This is a genomic window from Roseibium algicola, assembly GCF_001999245.1.
GTDB classification, from domain to species: domain Bacteria; phylum Pseudomonadota; class Alphaproteobacteria; order Rhizobiales; family Stappiaceae; genus Roseibium; species Roseibium algicola.
On sequence record NZ_CP019630.1, the window covers coordinates 477,701 to 498,863 of the forward strand.

Annotated in this window: 19 protein-coding genes; all 19 read right to left on the reverse strand. The window is 60.4% G+C overall.

Annotated features, from left to right (window positions below; translation table 11 throughout):
* Positions 1-50 precede the first annotated feature (50 nt).
* Complete coding sequence (locus tag B0E33_RS02340) at positions 51-1,187, reverse strand: ABC transporter substrate-binding protein (protein ID WP_055659142.1); 1,137 nt, start codon at positions 1,185-1,187, stop codon at positions 51-53.
* 136 nt (positions 1,188-1,323) lie between these two features.
* Complete coding sequence (locus tag B0E33_RS02345) at positions 1,324-2,943, reverse strand: AMP-binding protein (RefSeq protein WP_077290315.1); 1,620 nt, start codon at positions 2,941-2,943, stop codon at positions 1,324-1,326.
* 3 nt (positions 2,944-2,946) lie between these two features.
* The gene (locus B0E33_RS02350) at positions 2,947-4,101 is read right to left on the reverse strand and encodes an acyl-CoA dehydrogenase family protein (protein WP_077290316.1); all 1,155 of its coding nucleotides are present in this window, start codon (positions 4,099-4,101) and stop codon (positions 2,947-2,949) included.
* Positions 4,101-4,901 (reverse strand): enoyl-CoA hydratase family protein, encoded by an 801-nt coding sequence (locus B0E33_RS02355; RefSeq protein WP_055659135.1) that lies wholly within the window; start codon positions 4,899-4,901, stop codon positions 4,101-4,103. The genes B0E33_RS02350 and B0E33_RS02355 overlap by 1 nt, the downstream gene beginning before the upstream one ends.
* Positions 4,891-5,373 carry a MarR family winged helix-turn-helix transcriptional regulator gene (locus tag B0E33_RS02360; protein ID WP_055659133.1) on the reverse strand — a complete coding sequence of 161 codons (483 nt, stop codon included), beginning with the start codon at positions 5,371-5,373 and terminating at the stop codon, positions 4,891-4,893. Before B0E33_RS02360 ends, B0E33_RS02355 begins: the two co-directional genes overlap by 11 nt.
* Positions 5,373-6,116 carry an SDR family NAD(P)-dependent oxidoreductase gene (locus B0E33_RS02365; protein ID WP_077290317.1) on the reverse strand — a complete coding sequence of 248 codons (744 nt, stop codon included), beginning with the start codon at positions 6,114-6,116 and terminating at the stop codon, positions 5,373-5,375. Before B0E33_RS02365 ends, B0E33_RS02360 begins: the two co-directional genes overlap by 1 nt.
* On the reverse strand, positions 6,113-8,407 hold the full coding sequence (locus B0E33_RS02370) for a bifunctional salicylyl-CoA 5-hydroxylase/oxidoreductase (protein ID WP_077290318.1): 2,295 nt from the start codon (positions 8,405-8,407) through the stop codon (positions 6,113-6,115). The genes B0E33_RS02365 and B0E33_RS02370 overlap by 4 nt, the downstream gene beginning before the upstream one ends.
* Before the next feature lie 151 nt (positions 8,408-8,558).
* On the reverse strand, positions 8,559-9,548 hold the full coding sequence (locus tag B0E33_RS02375) for a LacI family DNA-binding transcriptional regulator (protein ID WP_075284489.1): 990 nt from the start codon (positions 9,546-9,548) through the stop codon (positions 8,559-8,561).
* A gap of 79 nt (positions 9,549-9,627) precedes the next feature.
* Positions 9,628-10,554 (reverse strand): ribokinase, encoded by a 927-nt coding sequence (gene rbsK, locus B0E33_RS02380; RefSeq protein ID WP_077290319.1) that lies wholly within the window; start codon positions 10,552-10,554, stop codon positions 9,628-9,630.
* Positions 10,551-10,961, reverse strand: a complete 411-nt coding sequence (gene rbsD / locus B0E33_RS02385; RefSeq protein WP_077290320.1) for a D-ribose pyranase — start codon at positions 10,959-10,961, stop codon at positions 10,551-10,553. The genes rbsK and rbsD overlap by 4 nt, the downstream gene beginning before the upstream one ends.
* Positions 10,958-11,956 carry an ABC transporter permease gene (locus tag B0E33_RS02390; RefSeq protein ID WP_055659123.1) on the reverse strand — a complete coding sequence of 333 codons (999 nt, stop codon included), beginning with the start codon at positions 11,954-11,956 and terminating at the stop codon, positions 10,958-10,960. The genes rbsD and B0E33_RS02390 overlap by 4 nt, the downstream gene beginning before the upstream one ends.
* Positions 11,953-13,521 (reverse strand): sugar ABC transporter ATP-binding protein, encoded by a 1,569-nt coding sequence (locus B0E33_RS02395; protein ID WP_077290321.1) that lies wholly within the window; start codon positions 13,519-13,521, stop codon positions 11,953-11,955. The genes B0E33_RS02390 and B0E33_RS02395 overlap by 4 nt, the downstream gene beginning before the upstream one ends.
* 78 nt (positions 13,522-13,599) lie before the next feature.
* Positions 13,600-14,520, reverse strand: a complete 921-nt coding sequence (locus B0E33_RS02400; RefSeq protein WP_022997667.1) for a sugar ABC transporter substrate-binding protein — start codon at positions 14,518-14,520, stop codon at positions 13,600-13,602.
* A 410-nt stretch (positions 14,521-14,930) separates the two neighbouring features.
* Positions 14,931-15,320: a GFA family protein gene (locus tag B0E33_RS02405; RefSeq protein WP_077290322.1), complete on the reverse strand. Its 390-nt coding sequence runs from the start codon at positions 15,318-15,320 to the stop codon at positions 14,931-14,933.
* A gap of 85 nt (positions 15,321-15,405) precedes the next feature.
* Positions 15,406-16,146, reverse strand: coding sequence for an SDR family oxidoreductase (locus B0E33_RS02410; RefSeq protein WP_022997670.1), 741 nt, complete (start codon positions 16,144-16,146; stop codon positions 15,406-15,408).
* 124 nt (positions 16,147-16,270) lie between these two features.
* Positions 16,271-17,725, reverse strand: coding sequence for an aldehyde dehydrogenase family protein (locus tag B0E33_RS02415; protein WP_077290323.1), 1,455 nt, complete (start codon positions 17,723-17,725; stop codon positions 16,271-16,273).
* Between the two features lie 11 nt (positions 17,726-17,736).
* Positions 17,737-19,326: an ABC transporter ATP-binding protein gene (locus B0E33_RS02420; protein ID WP_077290324.1), complete on the reverse strand. Its 1,590-nt coding sequence runs from the start codon at positions 19,324-19,326 to the stop codon at positions 17,737-17,739.
* Positions 19,323-20,153 carry an ABC transporter permease gene (locus tag B0E33_RS02425; protein ID WP_022997673.1) on the reverse strand — a complete coding sequence of 277 codons (831 nt, stop codon included), beginning with the start codon at positions 20,151-20,153 and terminating at the stop codon, positions 19,323-19,325. The genes B0E33_RS02420 and B0E33_RS02425 overlap by 4 nt, the downstream gene beginning before the upstream one ends.
* Positions 20,153-21,100, reverse strand: a complete 948-nt coding sequence (locus B0E33_RS02430; protein ID WP_077290325.1) for an ABC transporter permease — start codon at positions 21,098-21,100, stop codon at positions 20,153-20,155. Before B0E33_RS02430 ends, B0E33_RS02425 begins: the two co-directional genes overlap by 1 nt.
* Positions 21,101-21,163: the final 63 nt, after the last annotated feature.

Genomic DNA, 21,163 nt, shown 5'->3' on the forward strand with positions numbered 1-21,163 from the left:
CCGCCCCTTTGGCCGGCGCGGTTTCCCGCACCGGCTTTTGGGTCAATACCTTACATGTTGCACTCGGACCAGTAGGCATCCGCATGACTGGTCAAGGCCTTGCCGATGATCTTGTTGGTGTAGACGTCACCTTCCTTGATGACTTCGCGGACGTAGATGTCCTGGATCGGGTGATGGTTCGGACCGAACTTGAAGCCACCACGAGTGGAAGCGAAATCGGCTTCTTCCAGCGCCGCGCGGAACGCGTCAGCATCCTTCACGTCCGCCTTGGCCATGGCCGACAGCAGCAGATTGGCGGTATCGAAGCCCTGCGAAGCGTAAAGCGACGGCAGGCGGCCGTACTCGGCCTGGAAGCTCTCAACAAAGGCCTTGTTGGCCGGGGAGTCGATGTCCTTACTCCACTGGCTGGTGTTCTTGACACCAAGTGCCGCATCGCCAACGGCCTGCAGAATGCCCTGATCAAAGGAGAAAGCGGGTCCGATGACCGGCAGGTCGACACCGGAGTCCTTGTACTGCTTCAGGAAGGAGATCCCCATGCCGCCCGGCAGGAAGAAATAGACACTGTCTGCACCGGAGGCACGGATCTGCGCGATTTCAGCCGCGTAGTCGGTCTGACCCAGCTTGGTGTAGATTTCGCCCGCGAACTCGCCCTTGTACATGCGCTTGTAACCGGTCAGCGCGTCCTTGCCGGCCGGGTAGTTCGGCGCAAGCAGGAAGCTGTTCTTCAGGCCTTCGAAATTGGCATAGGCGCCGGCAGCTTCATGCAGGTTGTCGTTCTGCCAGGCGACGTTGAAATAGTTCGGGTGGCAGCCCTTGCCGGCCAGCGCGGACGGGCCTGCGTTCGGCGACAGGTAGAACTTTCCCTGCGCGGTTGCTGACGGCACCACGGCCATGGCGAGGTTCGACCAGATGATACCGGTTAGGACGTCCACCTTTTCCGACTGGATCATCTTGTCGGCCAGCTGCACGGCGATGTCCGGCTTCTGCTGATCGTCCTCGATCACCACTTCCAGATCCGTGTTGCCGGCCTGTTTTACAGCCAGCATGAAGCCATCGCGCACATCGATGCCAAGGCCTGCACCACCACCAGACAGAGTGGTAATCATGCCGACCTTCACCGGTTCCGCGTTGGCGCTGGAAAGGCCGAGTGCGAGAGCGGCTGCGGCCGCCATTGTTACAAATTTCATATGCTGCTCCTCTTAGTCTTGTGACCTGCTATTCCCATTCGGTTTTTTAGTTTGGACCGCCGTGCTTCGTTATCGCGGCACGGTCAGCAAGGGGCTTGTCTTTTTAGTGTCCCGCGTGCCCCACGCGAGGGTCTGGTCAGGCGTCCGGACGTAGCCGGAAGCGCTGGATCTTGCCGGTTTCTGTTTTCGGCAAGGCGTCCGCAAAGATGATCGAGCGTGGATACTTGTAAGGCGCGATCGTCGCTTTAACGTGATCTTTCAATGCCTTGGAAAGGTCGCCTGAGGCTTCGTGCCCAGCAGCAAGAACCACATGGGCCTGCACGATGGAACCGCGCTCCTCATCCGGCGCACCGATGACGGCACATTCCTGGACAGCAGGGTGTGCAAGCAGTGCCGCTTCCACTTCCGGGCCTGCAATGTTGTAGCCGGCGGAGATGATCATGTCGTCATTGCGGGCGGCAAAGTGCAGATGGCCATCCTCGCTCATGGAAAAGCTGTCACCGGTGATGTTCCAGCCATCGATCACGTACTGCCCCTGGCGATCGTCCGCCAGATAGCGACATCCGGTGGGACCGCGCACTGCAAGACGCCCCACTTCACCGGGAGCGACGTCCTTGCCATCCTGATCGAGGATCCTGACTTCATATCCGGAAACGGGTTTTCCGGTGCAGGCAGGCTTGTGGTCGTCGAAGCGGTTGGAAATGAAGATATGCAACATCTCCGTAGCGCCGATCCCGTCCAGCATGGGCTTGCCGGTCTTGGCCATCCAGGCGTCATAAACGGGACCCGGCAGAGTTTCACCTGCGGAGACCGCGGCGCGTAGCGAGGAAAGGTCAGCCCCCTCCTCCATGGCCTGCAGCATCACGCGATAGGCGGTCGGTGCGGTGAAGCAGACGGTCGCCTTATATTTCTCGATGATCTCGATCATGTTCGGCGGCGTCGCGCTTTCCAGTAGCGTGGCTGCTGCGCCGAACCGCAGTGGGAAGATTGCAAGCCCCCCAAGACCGAAAGTGAAGGCCAAGGGTGGTGAGCCGACGAAGACATCGTCCGGTGTGACACCCAGAACTTCCTTGGCATAGCCGTCGGCAATGATCAGCAAATCCCGGTGGAAGTGCATCGTGGCCTTGGGCGTGCCAGTGGAGCCGGACGTGAAGCCCAGCAGGGCGACGTCATCGCGTCCGGTCGGGACAGCGTCATAGAGCACGGATTTTTCCAGCGCGAGCCGGTCCAGCTCCGCATCATGGTTTGACGTGCCGTCGAAGCCAATCACCTTCTTCAGGAAGGATGATGTCTTGGCACAGGCGACCATCTCGTCCATGAGACGCGTGTCGCACAGTGCGAACTCGATTTCCGCCTTGTCGACGATCTTGGAAAGTTCGCCCGCGCGCAGCATGGGCATCGTGTTGACGACAACGGCACCGGCCTTGGTTGCGGCGAGCCAGCAGGCGACCATTGCCGGGTTGTTGGCGGAACGGATAAGCACCCGGTTACCCGGCTTCACACCAAGATCTTCGGTCAGTGCATGCGCCAGCCGGTTGGTCCAGTCCGCAAGTTCCTTGTAGGTTCGGCGGCGGCCATTCCCGATCAGGGCGGTGTGATCCCCCAGTCCCTGTTCCACCATCCTGTCGGTAAGCTCAACGCCTGCATTGAGACGTTCGGGATACTGAAACCCATCGAGCAGGAAATCGGGCCAGCTTTCTTCCGGCGGCAGGTTGTCACGGGTAAAGGTATCGACGTGTGCGGAGGGACCAAGCATGGATCAGTCTCCCTGAAAGGCGCCAAGGGTCTGGCGCGCGATGATGATCTTCTGAACGTCCGACGCACCCTCGTAGATGCGCAAGGCACGGATTTCGCGATAGAGCTTTTCGACCTGCATGCCCGAGCGAACACCATCGCCACCGTGAAGCTGCACGGCCTTGTCGATGACCTTCTGTGCCTGGTCGGTGGCAAAGAGTTTTGCCATGGCGGCTTCCCGCGTCACGCGGGGGGCGCCGCTGTCCTTGGTCCAGGCGGCACGGTAAATCAGCAGGGCTGCGGCATCGACATCCAGCGCCATGTCCGCGATATGCCCCTGCACCAGCTGCAGGTCGAACAGCGGCGAGCCCTGGATTTCGCGTGTCGTCACCCGTGAAAGCGCTTCATCCAGCGCCCGGCGGGCAAAGCCCAGGGCGGCGGCAGCGACGGTCGAGCGGAAAATGTCCAGGACAGACATCGCAATCCTGAACCCCGCGCCCGGCGTGCCGATCATGTTCTTTTTCGGAATGCGGCAGCCGGTGAAACGCAGTGTGGCAAGCGGATGGGGCGCAATTGTTTCCAGGCGTTCGACAACCTCGAAACCTTCAAGGTCAGGGGTCACGATGAAGGCCGACAAACCCTTTGCGCCGGGTGCTTCGCCGGTTCTTGCAAAAAGCGTGTAGACGTCGGCGATACCACCGTTGGAAATCCAGGTCTTTTCGCCGTCGAGCACATAGGCATCACCATCGTCGGTGGCGGTCATGGTCGAATTGGCAACGTCGGAACCGGACTGAGGTTCGGTCAACGCGAAGGCGGAGATCGCCTTGCCGGTACGCGCCTGCGGAAGCCACTCGGCTTTCTGCTCGTCCGTTCCGAACAGGGAAATTGCGCCGGTTCCGAGGCCTTGCATGGCAAAGGCAAAATCCGCCAGGCCGTCATGGCGGGCCAGCGTTTCGCGAATGAGGCAGAGGCTGCGCACATCCAGCTTGCCGTCCGGGGCACCGCTGTGCTGCAGGAAGCCTGCATCACCGAGCGCTGTCACCAGATGACGGCAGGCTGCGTCCGTGTCCGAATGGTCAACATGAGCCAGATGCGATCCTGCCCAGATCTCCAGTTCTTCAGCGAGACGCCAGTGCTTTTCTTCGAAGAACGGCCAGTGGAGGAAAGATTTATCCGACATCAGTCGCCCTCGAACACCGGCTTTTCTTTTTTCACGAAGGCTTCGTAAGCCCGGCGGAAGTCGTTGCCCTGCATACAGATTGCCTGCGCCTGGGCTTCCGCCTCGATGGCCTGATCCAGGCCCATGGACCACTCCTGCGCCAGCATGGTCTTGGTCATGGAGTTGGAGAAGGTCGGTCCGGCAACAATACGGCCGGCCATGTCCATGGCCGCCTGGTCCAGCTCACCCGCAGGCACCACCGCGTTGAAGAACCCCCACGCATGACCTTCCTCGGCCTTCATCGAACGACCGAGATAAAGCAGCTCCGCCGCACGGCCCTGACCAATGATACGTGGCAGGATCGCGCAAGCACCCATGTCGCAGCCGGCAAGGCCGACCTTGTTGAACAGGAAGGCAACCTTGGCCTCCGGTGTCGCAACGCGCAGATCGGACGCCATGGCCATGATGGCACCAGCACCGGCGCAAATGCCGTCGACCGCGGATATGATCGGCTTGCCGCAGTTGAGCATGGCTTTCACCAGATCACCGGTCATGCGGGTGAAGGCCAGAAGTTCCTTCATGTTCATCTTCGTCAGCGGGCCGATGATATCATGCACGTCGCCACCGGAGCTGAAGTTGCCGCCGTTCGGCAGGATCACCACTGCATGGACATCGTCCGAATAAACGAGATCCCGGAACCAGTCGCGCAGCTCGGCGTAGCTTTCGAACGTCAGCGGGTTCTTGCGTTCAGGGCGGTCGAGCGCGATCCGCGCAATGCCGTTCGCGATCTCACACTTGAAATGCGTCACGTCACTTCGCATTGCCGCTCTCCTCTTGACTTTGACGTTTCAGGACCAGATCGAGGCGGCTCGAAAGCGCCGCGATGTCTTCCGCTGACCAGCCGTCCAGCAGTTCGTCGATCCAGGTTTCATGATGGGTTGCAAGTTCCTCGAAGGCGGCTCTGCCCTTCGGCGTCAGCCGGGCCACCTGGGCTCGCCGGTCACCTGGAACGGCGACACGCAGGGCCAGACCTTCCTCGGTCAGCTTGTCGACAATGCCGGTGACATTGCCGTTCGACACCTTCAGGAACGTGGACAATTCCGACATTTTCAATCCGTCGGGAAAGCGGGCGAGCGCCGACATGACGTCGAACCGCGGCAGCGTCGTACCATGCTGGTCACGCAGGTTCCGGCGGATCTCGGCTTCGATGCCATTGACGGATTTCAACAGCTTCAGCCACAGGCGCAAACGCGTCTTGGACAGGGCTTCCTGTTTCGCTGCGGTTTCCGCCATCACAGCTCTCCTCCCGAAAGTGTCAGCGCGTGACCGTTGATGGACACCGCTCCATCAGAACACAGATAAAGCGCAGCTTCGGCCACTTCCGACACCTGGATGAAGCGTCCCTGTGGATTGTCCGCTTTCAGGCTGTCAGCCGCGGCTTCCCGGCTCATGCCAGTCTTTTCGACAATCGTGTCAATGGAGCGATGCAGCATCGGCGTCTCGATGAAGCCGGGGCAAATCGCATTGACGGTGATGCCGGTTCTGGCGAGTTCCCGCGCCAGCGAGCGCGTCAGCCCGACGACAGCATGTTTGGCGGCGCTATAAGCGCTTACATAGGGATAGCCGCGCAGACCGGCGGTGGAGGCAATTGCGATCATCCTGCCCCAGCCGCTCGCCTTCATGTCCGGCAGGACAGCCTGCCAGACATTCGACACGCCGAAGAGATTGACCGCCAGCATGGCCTGAAAGTCTTCCGCGGAGGTTCGGGCAAAGGGTTTGCTGCTGGCAGCCCCTGCGTTGGCGACCACGACATCAACCGGACCATTAACCGTCCGCGCGGCAGCAACGGCTGCCTGGACGGCCTGCGCATCGGTTACATCGCATACCTGGTACGGCAACTTCTGTTCGGCAAGGCTTGCTTCCGTCCTGCCGAGAATGGTGACCTTTGCGCCTTTTTCAGCGAAGAGGTGGGCACAGGCAGCGCCGACGCCACTGCCGCCACCGGTAACAAGGATATGGCGGCAAGCGACACTCATACTTTCAACATCTCCGCTTCCCGATCGGCCAGACGCCACATCTGGTCGCGGCCCGCGAGATACGGCAACGGCCAGTCGGTGGCGTTCCGGTCGCCGATCTTGGCTGCTTCATGCAGCGTCCAATACGGATCCGCCAGATGCGGACGGCCGACGGCAACAAGATCCGCCCGGCCCGCCATAAGGATCGAGTTGGCGTGGTCTGCCTCGTAGATGTTGCCGACAGCCATGGTCGGCAGCCCGCCCTCGTTGCGGATACGGTCGGAGAACGGCGTCTGGAACATGCGGCCATAGACCGGACGAGCCTTCGGTGTTGTCTGACCCGCGGAGACGTCGACCAGATCGACGCCGGCATCACGGAAGCGGCGAGCTATCTCGACCGCGTCGTCCGGCGTGATGCCTTCCTCGCCCACCCAGTCGCAGGCAGAAATGCGAACAGACATCGGCTTGTGATCAGGCCAGACAGCGCGCATAGCGTTGAAGACCTCCAGCGGCCAGCTCATGCGGTTATCCAGTGAGCCGCCGTATTCGTCCGTCCGTGCGTTGGACACCGGAGAAATGAAAGACGACAGCAGGTAGCCGTGAGCCGCATGAAGCTCGATCATGTCGAAGCCGGCGCGCTCAGCCATTTCCGCTGCAGCAACGAACTCCGCCTTGATCGCGTCCATCTCGGCAAGTGTGATCTCGCGCGGCACGGCATTGCCGTCTGACCAGGGGATCGCGGACGCGGAAACAAGTTCCCAGTTGCCGTCGTGAAGCGGCTTGTCCATGCCTTCCCAGCCGATCCGCGTGGACCCCTTGCGGCCGGAATGGCCGATCTGGCAACAGATCTTGGCATCTGTTTCGGCATGCACGAAATCGGTCAACCGTTTCCAGGCCGCCTCGTGTTCTGGCGCATAGAGCCCCGGACAGCCTGGCGTGATCCGACCCTCGGCACTGACGCAGGTCATCTCGACAAAGACGAGACCTGCCCCGCCCTTGGCACGCTCGGCGTAATGGACCATGTGCCAGTCGGTCGGCGAACCATCAACGGCCTTGTACTGCGCCATGGGCGAGACGACGATGCGGTTCTTCAACTCCATCTCGCGCAGTTTGAACGGCGTGAACATGGGTGCGCGCACGGGAGAATTCGGGGAAACGCCGGCCTGGTTCATGAACCAGCGCTCGGCCGATTCCAGCCATTTCGGATCCCGCAGACGCAGGTTCTCGTGACTTATGCGCTGGGAACGGGTCAGCATGGAATAGTTGAACTGGACCGGATCGAGATGGAGATAACGCTCGACGTGTTCGAACCATTCCAGCGAGTTGCGTGCTGCCGACTGCAGACGCAGCACCTCCAGGCGCCGGCCTTCCTCGTAGCGCTTGAAAGCAGCGGCCATATCCGCTTCGGTGTGCAGGTATTCCGCGAGCGCAATTGCCGATTCAAAGGCAAGCTTGGTGCCGGAACCGATGGAAAAATGCGCCGTTGCGGCAGCATCGCCGAGCAGAACCACATTCTCGTGGCTCCACTTCTCGCACAGGACACGCGGGAAGCGGATCCAGGCGGAGCCCCGGATATGCTTGGCGTTGGTCATCAGCGGATGGCCGCCAAGGTGATCCTTGAAGATTTCCTCGCAGGTCCGGATGCTGTCTTCCTGGCTCATTTCGCCAAAGCCGAAAGCGTCAAAGGTTTCCTGCGTGCACTCCACGATGAAGGTCGCCGTTTCATCGTCGAACTGGTAGGCGTGCGCCCAGACCCAGCCGTGTTCGGTTTCCTCGAAGATGAAGGTGAAGGCATCGGCAAATTTCTGATGCGTGCCGAGCCAGACGAACTGGCAAAGGCGCTGATCGATGTCAGGTTTGAACGTGTCCTGATAGAGCGTGCGGGTCTTGGAATTCAGACCGTCGCTGGCCACTACGAGATCGTAGTCCTTGCGATAATCCTCGGCGCTGTCGACTTCGGTTTCGAACTTCAGGTTGATGCCGAGCTCGCGGGCGCGCTCCTGAAGGAGCAGCAGCAATTTCATGCGACCGATGCCGCAGAAACCATGCCCGGTGGAGACGAGACGCTCTCCACGCATATGAAGGGCAATGTCGTCCCAATAAGCGAAATTCTCGCCGATGGCCTTGGCGCTGACGGCGTCGTTCACCGCAAGGTTCTGAAGGGTCTCATCGGAGAGCACCACGCCCCAGCCGAACGTATCGTCGGCGCGGTTGCGCTCGATCACGTCGATCTCGTGGGATGGGTCTCGCAGTTTCATCGAGATGGCGAAATAGAGACCGGCAGGTCCCCCGCCCAGACAAGCAATCCGCATACGAACCTCCCCTGCTGTGGTATGCTCAGCGAACCACAGGGAGATATTTATTTCAAGCCTAAAATTTCAAGCTTGAAATAAATGACGGTATCGATCTGCAAATCGTCTTTTATGTCAGGCTGGATACAGGTCCGGAACCGTTCAATGCGTCTCAGGAATTCGGGATATTGCCAGTCGATTCCCGCACCACGATCTCCCCGGCAATCGCTTCGTCGGCAGCAGCCTCCCCGGCAAAGATCCTTGCAACCGCTGACCCGGCCAGCTGTTCAATGGGCTGACGCAAGGTGGTGAGACGCGGGACCACGAGAGCTGCCAGTGCAATGTCATCGAAGCCGGTGACGGAAAGATCCGCCGGAATGGCGATCTTCAGATCGCGGGCGCAACGCAAGACACCGATGGCCTGCTGGTCACTTGCGGCGGCGATGGCTGTCGGGCGGGTCTCCTGGGAAGCGTCTTTCAGGATTGACCGGCCGATGTCTTCGCCGCTGTCGTAATCGAAATGACCTTCGTGGACAGTAAGCGTGATCGGATCTTCCGGCGTTGACAGGGCCTTGATCCGGGCAACAAAGCCTTCCCGCCGCTGGCGGGCCACTTCCATGGATTGCGGGCCGGCGATATAGGCGATGCGGCGATGGCCGAGACCGACGAGATGATCGGCGATTTTCGCAGAGCCGTCGAAATGGTCAGTTGCGACCAGCGGATAGGGACCGAAGCGGCGATCGAGCGAAACGATCGGCACGTCGGCCTTGTGTGTCTGGCCACCGTCGGAGGTTGCCACCACGATGACCCCGCACACGGCCCTGTCCAGCAATGCCGCGATCTGGGTCTGCTCGGCTTCCGCATCGTCATGGGAATTTGCGAGCATCACGGAGTGGCCCCGCTTGGCGGCTTCCATTTCGATGTTCTTGGCGAGCTGGGAAAAGAAAGGGTTGGTGATATCCGGCACCACGAGGCCGATCACGTCGATGCTGTTGGTGCGCAATGCCCTGGCAGCCAGGTTGGGCTTGTAGTCCAGCTCCTTCATAGCCGCGAGCACGCGCTCCTTCAGGGGCTGCTTGACCGACTCGTTTTTGGACAGAACGCGGGAGACAGTACCAACGGACACACCGGCTTTGCGTGCGACGTCTTTGATTGTTGGCATGTTTTGCGTTTCTCCCCGCGCCCCAGGCGTTGCCCCCTTGAACCATTCCTCGGTGATCTGATCAAGCAAATGAATGCATTCAGGCAATGCGTTGGGCGGGGAAAGCCTCCATCTCGTCCAGACGTGGCAACGATGTTGCCGCTCCCTTGCGGGTTGTTGCCAGCGCCGCCGCCTGCATGGCGAACGAAATTGCATCTTCAATCGAATTGCCCGAGGCAATTCTTGCTGCAAAAGCACCGTTGAAACAGTCACCGGCGGCAACCGTGTCGATGCTGCGAACCCTTGGCGCCGGCAAGGCGCCGGTGCTGCCGTCGATTGACCAGGCAACTCCGTCTGCCCCCATGGTGACGACGGCCCCGCGCAAGCCCAAGCTGCGCAACGCACCAGCCGCCTCGCGTGCATCGGCCAGTGTTTTCGGTTCTGTTCCCAACAGGCCGCCTGCCTCACCCGCATTTGGTGTCAGGATATCAAAGCTGGACAGAACTTCAGGGGGCCAGGCAGGGTCCGGCGCGGGTGCCGGATCCATGATGACCAGCGCACCCGCCTCACGGGCAATCCGCGCGGCGGCCAGCGATGTTTCCAGACCGATCTCGTTCTGCAGAAGCAGGACGCGGCTCTTGCGGAGGATATCTGCATATTTCGAGACATTTTCCGGTGACAGCCTGCCATTTGCACCGGCGGAGAGGCGGATAATGTTCTGCCCGTCAGGTCCGACATCAATGAAGGCAAGACCGGTTGCGGTATTGGTCATTTCCTCCAGAAGGATCGCAACCCCTTCTGGCCTGAGGGCTGCGGCGGCTTCCGCGCCAAAGCCATCTCTGCCGACGGCACCGATGAAGTTGACACTGGCTCCCAGACGGGCGGCAGCGACGGCCTGGTTGGCCCCCTTCCCGCCCAGCGAGGTGACGGTTTCGCGAACGGAAATCGTCTCGCCAATTTTCGGCCAGCGGTCGAGATAGCTGGTGAGATCGATATTGATGCTGCCGACAACGGTAACGGACGTCAAAACGCAACTCCGCTGATGAGGATGATGTTGGCGTAGGGGGTCACCTCGCCGGTACGGATCACGGCCCTGGCCGTTTGCATCCGGTGCTTGAAAGCCTCGTGCGTAAGCCTTGAAACGGTAATCGCCTTACCCGTCTCCTCAGCCCAGGAAGCCACTTCATGCTGCATCAACGAGGTCAGTTCCGCAGATGCCTCCTCTGCCCAGACGGCGCCCTCAATGACGAGTTCGGACTTCAGTGCGGTCAGCAGTTCGCGAAAGCTCGGCACCCCTGCAGTAACGGCAAGGTCGATCACCTTCACACCGGCCGGTACAGGCAGACCGGCATCGGCAACAACGATTTCGTCCAGGTGCCCGAGAGAAGCAACAAGCAAACTCAGGTGGCGGTTCAAAAGGGCTGTGCGTTTCATTTGGATGCGTACTTTGCACGGTAGTAGTCAAGGATGACGGCAACGATGATGACGACACCGGTGATCATCTGGCGCATGAAATCGCTGAGGCCGATCAGGATGAGCCCGTTGGCGAGGACACCGATGATGAAGGCCCCCAGCAGCGTCCCGATGACCGATCCGCGCCCGCCGCTGAGGCTGGTGCCGCCGATGATGACGGCAGCAATGGCATTGAGTTCAAAGCCGATGCCGGCAATCGGGCTGGAGATATTGAGGCGTGCCATATAGACGACCGCGGCAATACCGGCGGTCAGACCGCAGATGGTGAAGGCCGCGATCTTGTAGCGAGCCACCGAATGACCAGCCAGCCGGACAGCTTCCTCGTTGTTGCCGATACCGTAGATCAGACGGCCGAAGACCGTGAAGTTCAGCACGAACCAGGCAATGAACACCAGTAAAAGCGCCACCAGGAACACTACCGGCACACCGTAAACCATGGCGGACCCGAATTCCTCGAACGCGAAAGGGAAGGAATAGATGGTCTGTGCCTCGGAAACCTGCAGCGCCGCACCGCGGGCAATGTTCAGCATGCCGAGCGTGATGATGAAGGACGGCAGCGACCAATAGGCACTTATGGCACCGTTGAGAAAGCCGCAGAAGACGCCGGTCAGGGTGGCTGCGACAACGGCTAGCGCGATCGCCTCCGCCGGACCGAAGCCGGGCAAGGTAATCGCCTTGCCGGCAACAACGGCAGCAAAGGCCATGACGGATCCGACAGACAGATCGATGCCGCCGATCAGGATCACGAAAGTCATGCCGACGGCCAGCACAAGGTTGATGGTGATCTGGGTCAGGATGTTGGTGATGTTGTTCGGCGTCAGAAAGTGCTCGGTGAAGAGCGAGAAAAAGACGATCAGCGCCAGCAGGGCCAGGCCGATACCCGCATTGTGCAACACCGTCCGGATGGAGAATTTCGGTGCGGCGGCGGCCGTTTCACTCAAGGTTTCGGTTGTCATTTGTCGTTTTCCCCGGCGCTCGGCGTTTGCCCGTAGGCCAGTTTCAGAATGTTTTCTTCAGAGAAATCCGGGCGTTTCACTTCGCCCTGGATCTCATGTTCGGCAAGCACCAGAATGCGATCGGCCAGTGTCATCAGCTCCGGCATTTCCGAAGAGACGACAAGCAAGGCAACCCCTTCTCGGGCCAGGTCTTTCAGAATGGCGTAGATTTCCGCCTTGGCGCCGACATCCACACCGCGTGTCGGCTCGTCGAGCAGCAACACCTTCGGATTGCGCGCCAGCCATTTGGCCAGAACAACCTTCTGCTGGTTGCCGCCGGAGAGGCTCGAGGCAGGATCCGAGGCCCGTCCGTATTTGAGGGTCAGCCGAGCCGCGCTTGCGATGGCCTGGCGCGTTTCCTCGGCCAGCTTCAAAAGCCCGTTGCGCGAGACCGAGCCCATGTTGGCCAGCGATATGTTGGCAGCAATGGGCATGTCCAGAATGAGGCCTTCGTCCTTGCGATCTTCGGTGACGAAACCGATGCCCGCAGCAATGGCGTCACGCGGCCCCTTGAAGCGTACTTCCGCGCCATCACGGTAGATCTTGCCGGACTTGAGCGGATCGATCCCGAAGATGCCGCGCAGGATTTCGGTACGCCCTGCCCCGACAAGTCCGGATATCCCGACGATCTCGCCGTAACGCAAATCAAGTGAAACCCCGTTTGTCCCGGGATTTGCAACGGTCAGAAGGTCTTCCAGCCTCAATGCGCTTGCGCCAAGCGCATGGCCATCGGGCTGTTCGTCCTGTTCGGCGGCAAGCTTGCGCCCCACCATCCGCTGCACAACACCTTCCGGAGTGGTCTCGCTGATCTGATCGGTCGCAATGGTCTTGCCGTTTCGAAACACGGTGACACGGTCACAGATGGCAAACACCTCATCGAGGTGGTGCGAGACGAATACCACGGTGACCCCGTCCGCCTTGATACCGGCAACGATGTCAAACAGGCGTCTGGTCTCGCGTTCCGTCAGGGTTGCGGTCGGCTCGTCCAGGATCAGGATCCGGCTTTTCGACTGCAACGCCCGGGCAATTTCGACCAGCTGGCGATGGGCAATCCCGAGAGAGCGGACTGGAGCGGTGACGTCCACATCCGTCAGTCCGATTGCATCCAGCGCCTTTCGCGCGCGCCGGTTCATTTCCTTACGGTCCAACAGACCGAGGCTGTTCTTCGGCAGATGTTCTATGGAGATATTTTCGGCGATGGTGAGGTGTTCAAGCAGGTTGAATTCCTGATGAACCACCTGAACGCCATGATCCTTGGCGTCATGCGGGCTCATCGGGCGGTAAGGTTCGCCAGCCAGGGCGATCTGTCCCGCGTCGTAGGGAAACACGCCTGAAAGGATCTTGATGAGGGTGGATTTGCCAGCGCCGTTTTCTCCGACGAGCGCATGAACCTCGCCTTCATCCAGAGAGAAACTGACCCCGTCCAGTGCCTTGACGCCACCGAAATGCTTTTTCAGACCCTCGACCGTCAGGAAAGCACGGTCCGGTGCAGCGGCGGGCGCTGCGGCAAGCGATGCTGCTGCCATGGTGCGTCCAGTCGTTTTTTTGATGGATAAACAGCTCCCGCCCTGAAGCTGACCGGGCGGGAGCGTTCTTGAGACTGCCTACTTCGCAGTCACCAATTCGATCGGCGTCTTGACCCAGCCCTGCAGCTGTTCACCGGTCGAAACGACGTCGAGCGCCATGTCGATGGCATTGGCCGCCATGTCGGTGCCGAACTGGTCGACGGTAGCCAGCATCCGACCGTCTTCGATCATCGGGCCGACTGCAGGAATGTTGTCAAAACCGATGACTTCAATGTCGGTGCGGCCGGCGCTTTCCAGTGCCTTTACAACGCCAATCGCCATGGAGTCGTTAGCTGCCATCACGCCCTGAACGTCGGGATGCGCTGTCAGCATTGTGGCGAAGACCTGGTTGGCTTCTTCGGTTTCCCAATGCGCTGTCCGGCTGTCGAGCAGGTCCAGCTTGTACTCGGCAACAGAGTCTTCAAAGCCCAGGCGGCGCTGCGTGGCGTTGTCCGCACCCGGGTTGCCTTCGATGATGACAACCTTTGCGCCCTCACCCAGCTTCTTGCCCAGTGCATCACCGGCAAGCTTGGCACCGCCCCGGTTGTCCGGACCGACGAACGCGAGTTCTACGCCCTGTTGCTTCTTGGCTTCCTCATCAAGCGCCACGTCGAAGTTGACCACGACGATACCGGCTTCCATCGCCTTTTTCAGCGGACGGACCATGGCGCGGCTGTCGGCCGGTGCGACAACGATGGCGTCCACACCCTGCGTGATGAAGTTTTCGACCGCATTGATCTGGGATTCAAAGTCGGTCTCGTTCTGCATGCCGACGGCCTTGAGCTCATAGTCGCCACGGCGCTTCTGATGCTCCTCGGCACCAACCATCATGTTCTGAAAGAACTCGTTGGCCAATGATTTCATGATCAGGCCCACCACCGGCTTGTCGTCGGCAAGAGCGGTTCCACCAAGCAAAGCGAGGCCGGTCGCTGCCGCGGCAGCGATTTTCAATAACTTCATGATTTTCCTCCCAAAAAGGCTGCACCTCTCACGCCATTCCAAGGGCGCTATCAGGCTGCACAATTGAAAGCACGGCCGAATTACAACGTCAATATGAAACGTTTCATTTTTTTGAATGCATTCATTTCATGCGTAGAAATAGCGAGTGATTTCAGGATCTTTCACCTGAATTTAAACGTGAAAAAATTTGATCGGGAGAGTTATGGCGCAGCAAAAAGGGGCCGAATCCAGCCCCCTTGGCGTCCTGTCACACAGTAAAAGCACAAACGGTTGCAGATGCACAAACCGGAAGAAAGAGCGCGCGAAGTCTTACAGGTTTCGAGGTGTTAGTGAACGAAATCCGGAGGTGTGATGGGCAAATCAGGGCCTTCTCGCCATCCAGTTGGCACGCGGCCCTGGTTTGAATGCCTCTACTCCTCGCGCCCCTCGTTTTCCCGATCGCGCTCGTAGTGTCTGGAAATCGGAAATTCCGGCAGCCAGGCTTCGCGGCGGATGGTCCAGAGTTCGTAGGTCGGGGTCATCTGGTCGGGTGCGTCCAGCGCTCCCAGATGCACCTCGGTTTCATCACCCGTTTGCGAAAAAACGGACGACCCGCACCGAGGACAGAAAGACCGCCCCCGATACTCGCCCGTTTCACCTTCGTGGCTTACGGCATCCTGCGGAAAGACAGCAGAGGCGTGGAACAGCGCCCCGTGATGCTTGCGGCAATCAAGACAATGACAAAGGCCGACCCGATACGGTTCGCCTTCAGCCACGAACCGGACATTCCCGCACAGGCAGCCACCGGTGTATCGCTTCATGATCTCGTCTTCCTTCGGCCGTCTGGATGTCGCGCAAATCTGTTCGGACCTGTCGATACATGATCCGGCCGAGGCTGATCAATCCTCAGATGCAGCGTCCGCCGTCAACTTCCATCGCAACCCCGGTAATCATGCCCGCCTCATCCGAGCACAGGAAACAGGCCGCGTTGCCCATGTCTTCCGGTGTCGAAAAACGGCCGATGGGAATGGTGGAGAGGAACTTGGCACGCATTTCCGGCGTGTCTTCACCCATGAAGCTTTTCAGAAGCGGCGTTTCGCCGGCCACCGGGCAAATTGCGTTGACCCGTACGCCCGACGGGGCGAGTTCGACCGCCATCGTCTTTGTCGCGGTGATCATCCACCCCTTGGAGGCGTTGTACCAGTTGAGCCTGGGACGCGGGCTGAGGCCTGCGGTGGAAGCCACATTCAGGATCGCCCCCTTGCCGGCTTCCGTCATGGCCGGGACGAAGTGCTTCGCCGTCAGATAGACCGACTTGCAATTGACCGCGAGGACCCGGTCGAACTCTTCTTCCGTAACGTCCTGCATCAGTTTGGGCAGATGCGTGATGCCGGCATTGTTGACCAGGATATCGACCCCGCCGAGCAGCGAGGAGGCAACATCGGCCAAGTGGCTGACGCTGTCATTGCTGGAGACATCCGTCTTGATGGCCAGTCCGCCAACTTCCGCGGCAATTTCCTCTGCAAGATCCAGGTTCAGGTCGGCGACCATGACCTTTGCGCCTTCTGCTGCGAACTTGCGCACGATGCCAGCACCAAAGCCCGAGGCCCCACCCGTGACAATCGCTTTCTTTCCTTCAAGTCTCATGCAAACCTCCCGATCTTGGTTCCTTGCTCTCCAGCGTCATCCCGGCTGAGCGAAGCGCGAGCCGGGATCGGGGAGCTACATTCAATTGTTCTTTGTACGCGCATCGAATTGAGCGTCCGGGCGTTCATCCGTGAAACGCCGCAACGGTCTTCAGCGTGGTGAAGCCGTAAAGCGCCTCGAACCCCTTTTCCCGGCCGTGACCGGACTTGCCCATACCGCCGAACGGCAACTCGACACCGCCACCGGCACCGTAGTTGTTGATGAAAACCTGGCCGGTCCGGATCTTTTTGGCGAGCCGCATCTGGCGGGCACCGTCGCGGGTCCACAGGCTCGCGACAAGGCCGTAGTCCGTGCCATTGGCAATCGAGATTGCTTCTTCCTCGTCGTCAAAGGGAATGATCACCTGCACCGGGCCGAAAATCTCGTCCCGTGCCAACACGTGGCCGGGTGAAACGCCGGCAAAAAGGGTCGGGCAGACGTAGTTCCCGCCTTCCGGTGCGTCCTGCAACACACCTTCCGCCACCTTTTGCAGGTCCGCCCCCCGATCCAGAAAACTTGAGACGATGTCTTTCTGCTTGGCCGAGATCAACGGTCCGACATCGAGATCGTTCAGTGCAGGTCCGACCGTCAGCGAACCGTAACGAGCCGCCATGCGCTCGGTCACCTGATCGGACACAGACCTGTGCACCAGAATGCGTGAGGAAGCCGAGCAGGTCTGCCCGGCGTTCTGGATGCCTGCGTTCACCAGGAATGGCAGGGCATCATCCAGATCGGCATCTTCGAACACAAGCTGAGGCGACTTGCCGCCGAGCTCCAGCGTTACCGGCACGACATTCCGGGCTGCCGCCGTCTGCACCTGAACACCGGTTGCAACCGAACCGGTGAAAGAGATGTGGTGGACACGCGGATGCGCGGTCAAGGCCGCACCGGCTTCCGACCCGAGACCCGGAACCACGTTCAGCGCACCGTCAGGCAAACCGGCCTGGCGGGCGAGATCGGCAAAGGCGAGCGCCGTCAGGCAGGCGTCTTCCGCCGGTTTCAGCACACAGGCATTGCCTGTTGCCAACGCCGCGCCAACAGACCGGCCGATGATCTGCATCGGGTAGTTCCAGGGCACGATATGCCCGGTAACGCCATGCGGTTCGCGCAAGGTGTAGACCGTGTACCCATCGAGATAGGGAATTGTCTCGCCATGGAGCTTGTCTGCAGCCCCGCCATAAAATTCCAGATAGCGGGCAAGAGCGACAGCGTCTGCGCGTGCCTGTTTCAACGGCTTGCCAACGTCGATGGATTCGATCCGCGCCAGATGATCGACCTTTTCCAGCACCAGCTCGCGCAGGCGAAACAGGAACCGGCCGCGCTCGGCGGCGTTGGTCCGCCCCCACTCGCCTGCCATGGCGGCTTCGGCCGCATCCACCGCTGCATCGATATCGGTCGCTCCACCGCGGGCAATCGCACCTATGCGTGCCCCGGTCGAAGGATCGTTGAGCGGCAGTTCTCCGCCTCCTGCCGGATCCACCCATTTTCCGCCGATCAGGCATTTGGCCGGATCGAACCAAAGGTCCAGTTCCTGGGTCATGGGTTCCTCCCCTAAAGGATGCCGGCCGGAAGGACCGGTGCGGCAGCAACAAGTTGTTGTGTATATGGATGGTTCGGCCGGTCGAAGACCGTGTCCGTCGGGCCTTGCTCGACAATCTTGCCGGATTTCATCACCAGCACCCGATCCGTTATCGAACGGACCACGCTGAGATCGTGGCTGATGAAGAGGTAGGTCAGGCCAAACCTGTCGGCCAGATCCGCCAGTAGGTCGAGCACCTGGGCGCGAACGGACACATCGAGCGCCGAAACTGCTTCGTCGAGAATGATCAGGTCCGGCTTGATGATGAGCGCACGTGCGATTGCGATGCGCTGACGCTGGCCACCGGAAAACTCGTGTATGTATTTGTGGGCATCCGCCGCGCTCAGACCGACGCTTTCAAGAGCTTCGGCAATTGCCGCGTCTCGCTCGGCCCCTTTGGGCGGGTCAGAGAGCAGATGGAAAGGCTCCGTGATCAGCCTGTCCACCCGCCAGCGCGGATTAAAGCTTCCATAGGGGTCCTGAAAGACCACCTGCATGCGCCGGCGTACGATCTGGTTGGCGTGGTGATGGGTGAAGACAGGCAGACCGTCGAACAGGATTTCGCCGCCCTGCACTTCTTCCAGACCCAGGATAGCCCGCGTCAGTGTGGACTTGCCGCAACCCGATTCACCGACAAGGCCGAGGCTCTCGCCCTTGCGGATCTCGAAGCTGACGCCATCAACAGCACGAAACTGCGTGGTCTTGCCCCACCATCCGTGTGTATGTCCGGTATAATCGCGCACGACATCACGCACCTGCAGGAGAGGCTGCTCCTGCGTTTCGTTGCCGCGTTCGGGCACATGGGCGGAGGCTTCCAGCAGCGCACGCGAATAGGGATGCTGCAGATTGCCGAAGAGCGTCTTGGCCGGACCGCTTTCGACCACCTCACCCTGACGCATGATCACCAGATCGTCGGCAAGGTCGGCCACAACCGCGAGGTCGTGGCTGATCAGCATCAGCCCCATGCCGTCCTCGGCGACGAGACGCTTCAGAAGTTCCAGGATCTGTGCCTGGGTCGTGACATCCAGTGCAGTGGTCGGTTCGTCGGCAATCAGCAGCTTGGGCTTGAGCGCAATGGCCATGGCGATGACCACTCTCTGGCGCTGACCGCCGGAGAGTTCGTGCGGATACCGGCTTAACGGAAACCGTTCCTGCGGCAGTTCCGCGCGTTGCAGGGCATCCGCTGCGCGAACCATTGCTTCGGCTTTCGAAACGCGCTCGTGGATCAGGATTGTCTCGGCAACCTGGTCGCCGATGGTCTTCAGCGGATTGAGCGCGGTCATCGGCTCCTGGAAGACCATGCCGACATCCCGCCCGCGCAGGCCACACATTTCGGCTTCGCTGAGCAACAGGATATCCTTGCCCGACAGATTGATCGAACCGGTGCAGGAAGCGCCGCCCGGCAACAGCTGCAGCACGGAAAAGGCCGTGATCGACTTGCCTGATCCACTCTCGCCGATCACCCCGAGAATACGGCCCGGCGCCACTTCCATTGAGACATTCCGGAGGATCTGAAGACCGTGAATGGAAAGCGACAGGTTCCTTATGGTCAGAAGGCTCATGTCCGGGCCCTCCTGAGTTTCGGATCGAGACTGTCCCGCAGGCCGTCGCCAAGCAGGTTCAGTCCAAGGACCGTCAGAAGAATGGCAAGGCCCGGAAACAGCGCCAGATGAGGCGCGAGCGATATCATCGTCTGGCTGTCTGCCAGCATCCGCCCCCAACTGGCAGTCGGCGGCTGTGCTCCGAGGCCGACATAGCTGAGCCCCGCTTCGGCGAGAATGCCCAGAGAGAACTGGATCGTGCCCTGAACGATCAGGAGATTGGCGACGTTGGGCAGGATGTGTTCCAGCGAAATACGCGCCGAGCCTTTGCCCGCGACCCGCGCCGCCAGAATGTATTCCCGGTTCCAGAGCGACAGCGCGGCGCCCCGCGTCAGGCGGGCGAAGACCGGGATATTGAAGATGCCGATGGCGATGATGGCGTTGAGCGCCGACGCCCCGAAGACGGCAGTGATCATGACCGCGATCAGAAGGCTTGGAAACGCAAACACAAGGTCATTGGCGCGCATGATGATCTCGTCCATCAGGCCGCCTTTCCTGGCAGCAGCAGCAAGACCGAGCGGCACACCAACAGCCATGCCGATGCCGACAGCCACCAGGGCGACGGCAATGGATGTGCGCGCACCGACCATGATCATGCTGAGAATGTCCCGCCCGAACTGATCGGTACCGAAGGGGTGCAGCCAGCTTGGCGGCTTCATGCGGTTGGCGATATCGAGCACTGTCGTGTCATACGGCACCCAGACGAGGCTGATAAGCGCGGCGGCCGTGAACAGAAGCGTCAGAATGGCGCCTGGCAGCAGTGTGCGGCTGTGGAACAGGACGCTCATCAACGGCGCCTCCGCAGTCTCGGATCGACCCAGGCATAGGCCATGTCGACAGTGAAGTTGACGACGATGACCGCAAAGACCAGCAGCATCACGACGCTTTCGACCACGATCAGGTCGCGCGCGCTGATCGACTGAAAGACCAGCCTGCCGAGGCCCGGCAGGAAGAAGACGTTTTCAATGATGATTGCGCCCGCCAGCAGGAAGGAGAATTGCAGCCCGAGGATCGTCAGCACCGGAATAAGGGCATTGCGCACCGCATGACGCCAGAGTGCCTGTCCCTTGCTGAGACCCTTGGCACGGGCAGTGCGGATGAAGTCCTCTCCCAGCGTGTCCAGCAGGCTGGAGCGCATGACCCGTGTCAGGATGCTCGCCTGCGGCAGGGCCAGGGCGATGGCCGGCAGCGTCAGCGCCTTCATGGCGGCGAAGAATCCCGCGTCCCACCCGGGAAACCCGCCGGCGGAAAACCAGCGCAGATTGATCGCAAAGACCAGCACCATCAGCATCGCGAACCAGAAATTGGGGATGGCGATGCCGAGCTGGGTCACGCCCATGACGGCGCCATCGGCGTGGGAGCCCCGGCGCGAGGCAGCCCAGATACCGGCCGGAAAAGCGATCAAGGTGCTCAGCACCAGCGCATAAACTGCGAGCGGCAGAGACACCCAAAGCCTGTCGGCGATCATGCCTGCAACGGGTGTGCGATACGTGTAGGACGTGCCGAAATCGCCGACCAGAAGACCACCTGCCCAGGCTGCATAGCGCTCAAAGATGCTGCCGCCAAGGCCCAGTTCCTCGCGCAGGGCTGCAAGCGTGTCTTCCTGGGCGTTGAGGCCAAGCATGTAGGACGCCGGATCACCCGGCACCACTTCCAGCGCCAGGAAGATTATCACCGACGCGGCCACGAGGCTGAGCCCCAGGGACAGAAGGCGTTTCAGGAAATATTGCAGCATGAACGCGTCGCGTGCCTATCGGCAGTCAGATACCGGCAAAAGGAAAGGAGTGAAGGTGGATGC

What these genes read in the sequence shown, in the direction of transcription:
- B0E33_RS02425 (WP_022997673.1), bottom strand. Translation starts at nt 20,153, where the DNA reads ATGAGCGTCCTGTTCCACAGCCGCACACTGCTGCCAGGCGCCATTCTG.
- B0E33_RS02430 (WP_077290325.1), bottom strand. Translation starts at nt 21,100, where the DNA reads ATGCTGCAATATTTCCTGAAACGCCTTCTGTCCCTGGGGCTCAGCCTC.
- B0E33_RS02410 (WP_022997670.1), bottom strand. Translation starts at nt 16,146, where the DNA reads ATGAGACTTGAAGGAAAGAAAGCGATTGTCACGGGTGGGGCCTCGGGC.
- B0E33_RS02395 (WP_077290321.1), bottom strand. Translation starts at nt 13,521, where the DNA reads ATGGCAGCAGCATCGCTTGCCGCAGCGCCCGCCGCTGCACCGGACCGT.
- B0E33_RS02370 (WP_077290318.1), bottom strand. Translation starts at nt 8,407, where the DNA reads ATGCGGATTGCTTGTCTGGGCGGGGGACCTGCCGGTCTCTATTTCGCC.
- B0E33_RS02420 (WP_077290324.1), bottom strand. Translation starts at nt 19,326, where the DNA reads ATGAGCCTTCTGACCATAAGGAACCTGTCGCTTTCCATTCACGGTCTT.
- B0E33_RS02340 (WP_055659142.1), bottom strand. Translation starts at nt 1,187, where the DNA reads ATGAAATTTGTAACAATGGCGGCCGCAGCCGCTCTCGCACTCGGCCTT.
- B0E33_RS02375 (WP_075284489.1), bottom strand. Translation starts at nt 9,548, where the DNA reads ATGCCAACAATCAAAGACGTCGCACGCAAAGCCGGTGTGTCCGTTGGT.
- B0E33_RS02355 (WP_055659135.1), bottom strand. Translation starts at nt 4,901, where the DNA reads ATGCGAAGTGACGTGACGCATTTCAAGTGTGAGATCGCGAACGGCATT.
- B0E33_RS02400 (WP_022997667.1), bottom strand. Translation starts at nt 14,520, where the DNA reads ATGAAGTTATTGAAAATCGCTGCCGCGGCAGCGACCGGCCTCGCTTTG.
- B0E33_RS02360 (WP_055659133.1), bottom strand. Translation starts at nt 5,373, where the DNA reads ATGGCGGAAACCGCAGCGAAACAGGAAGCCCTGTCCAAGACGCGTTTG.
- B0E33_RS02405 (WP_077290322.1), bottom strand. Translation starts at nt 15,320, where the DNA reads ATGAAGCGATACACCGGTGGCTGCCTGTGCGGGAATGTCCGGTTCGTG.
- B0E33_RS02415 (WP_077290323.1), bottom strand. Translation starts at nt 17,725, where the DNA reads ATGACCCAGGAACTGGACCTTTGGTTCGATCCGGCCAAATGCCTGATC.
- B0E33_RS02350 (WP_077290316.1), bottom strand. Translation starts at nt 4,101, where the DNA reads ATGTCGGATAAATCTTTCCTCCACTGGCCGTTCTTCGAAGAAAAGCAC.
- B0E33_RS02345 (WP_077290315.1), bottom strand. Translation starts at nt 2,943, where the DNA reads ATGCTTGGTCCCTCCGCACACGTCGATACCTTTACCCGTGACAACCTG.
- rbsD (WP_077290320.1), bottom strand. Translation starts at nt 10,961, where the DNA reads ATGAAACGCACAGCCCTTTTGAACCGCCACCTGAGTTTGCTTGTTGCT.
- B0E33_RS02390 (WP_055659123.1), bottom strand. Translation starts at nt 11,956, where the DNA reads ATGACAACCGAAACCTTGAGTGAAACGGCCGCCGCCGCACCGAAATTC.
- B0E33_RS02365 (WP_077290317.1), bottom strand. Translation starts at nt 6,116, where the DNA reads ATGAGTGTCGCTTGCCGCCATATCCTTGTTACCGGTGGCGGCAGTGGC.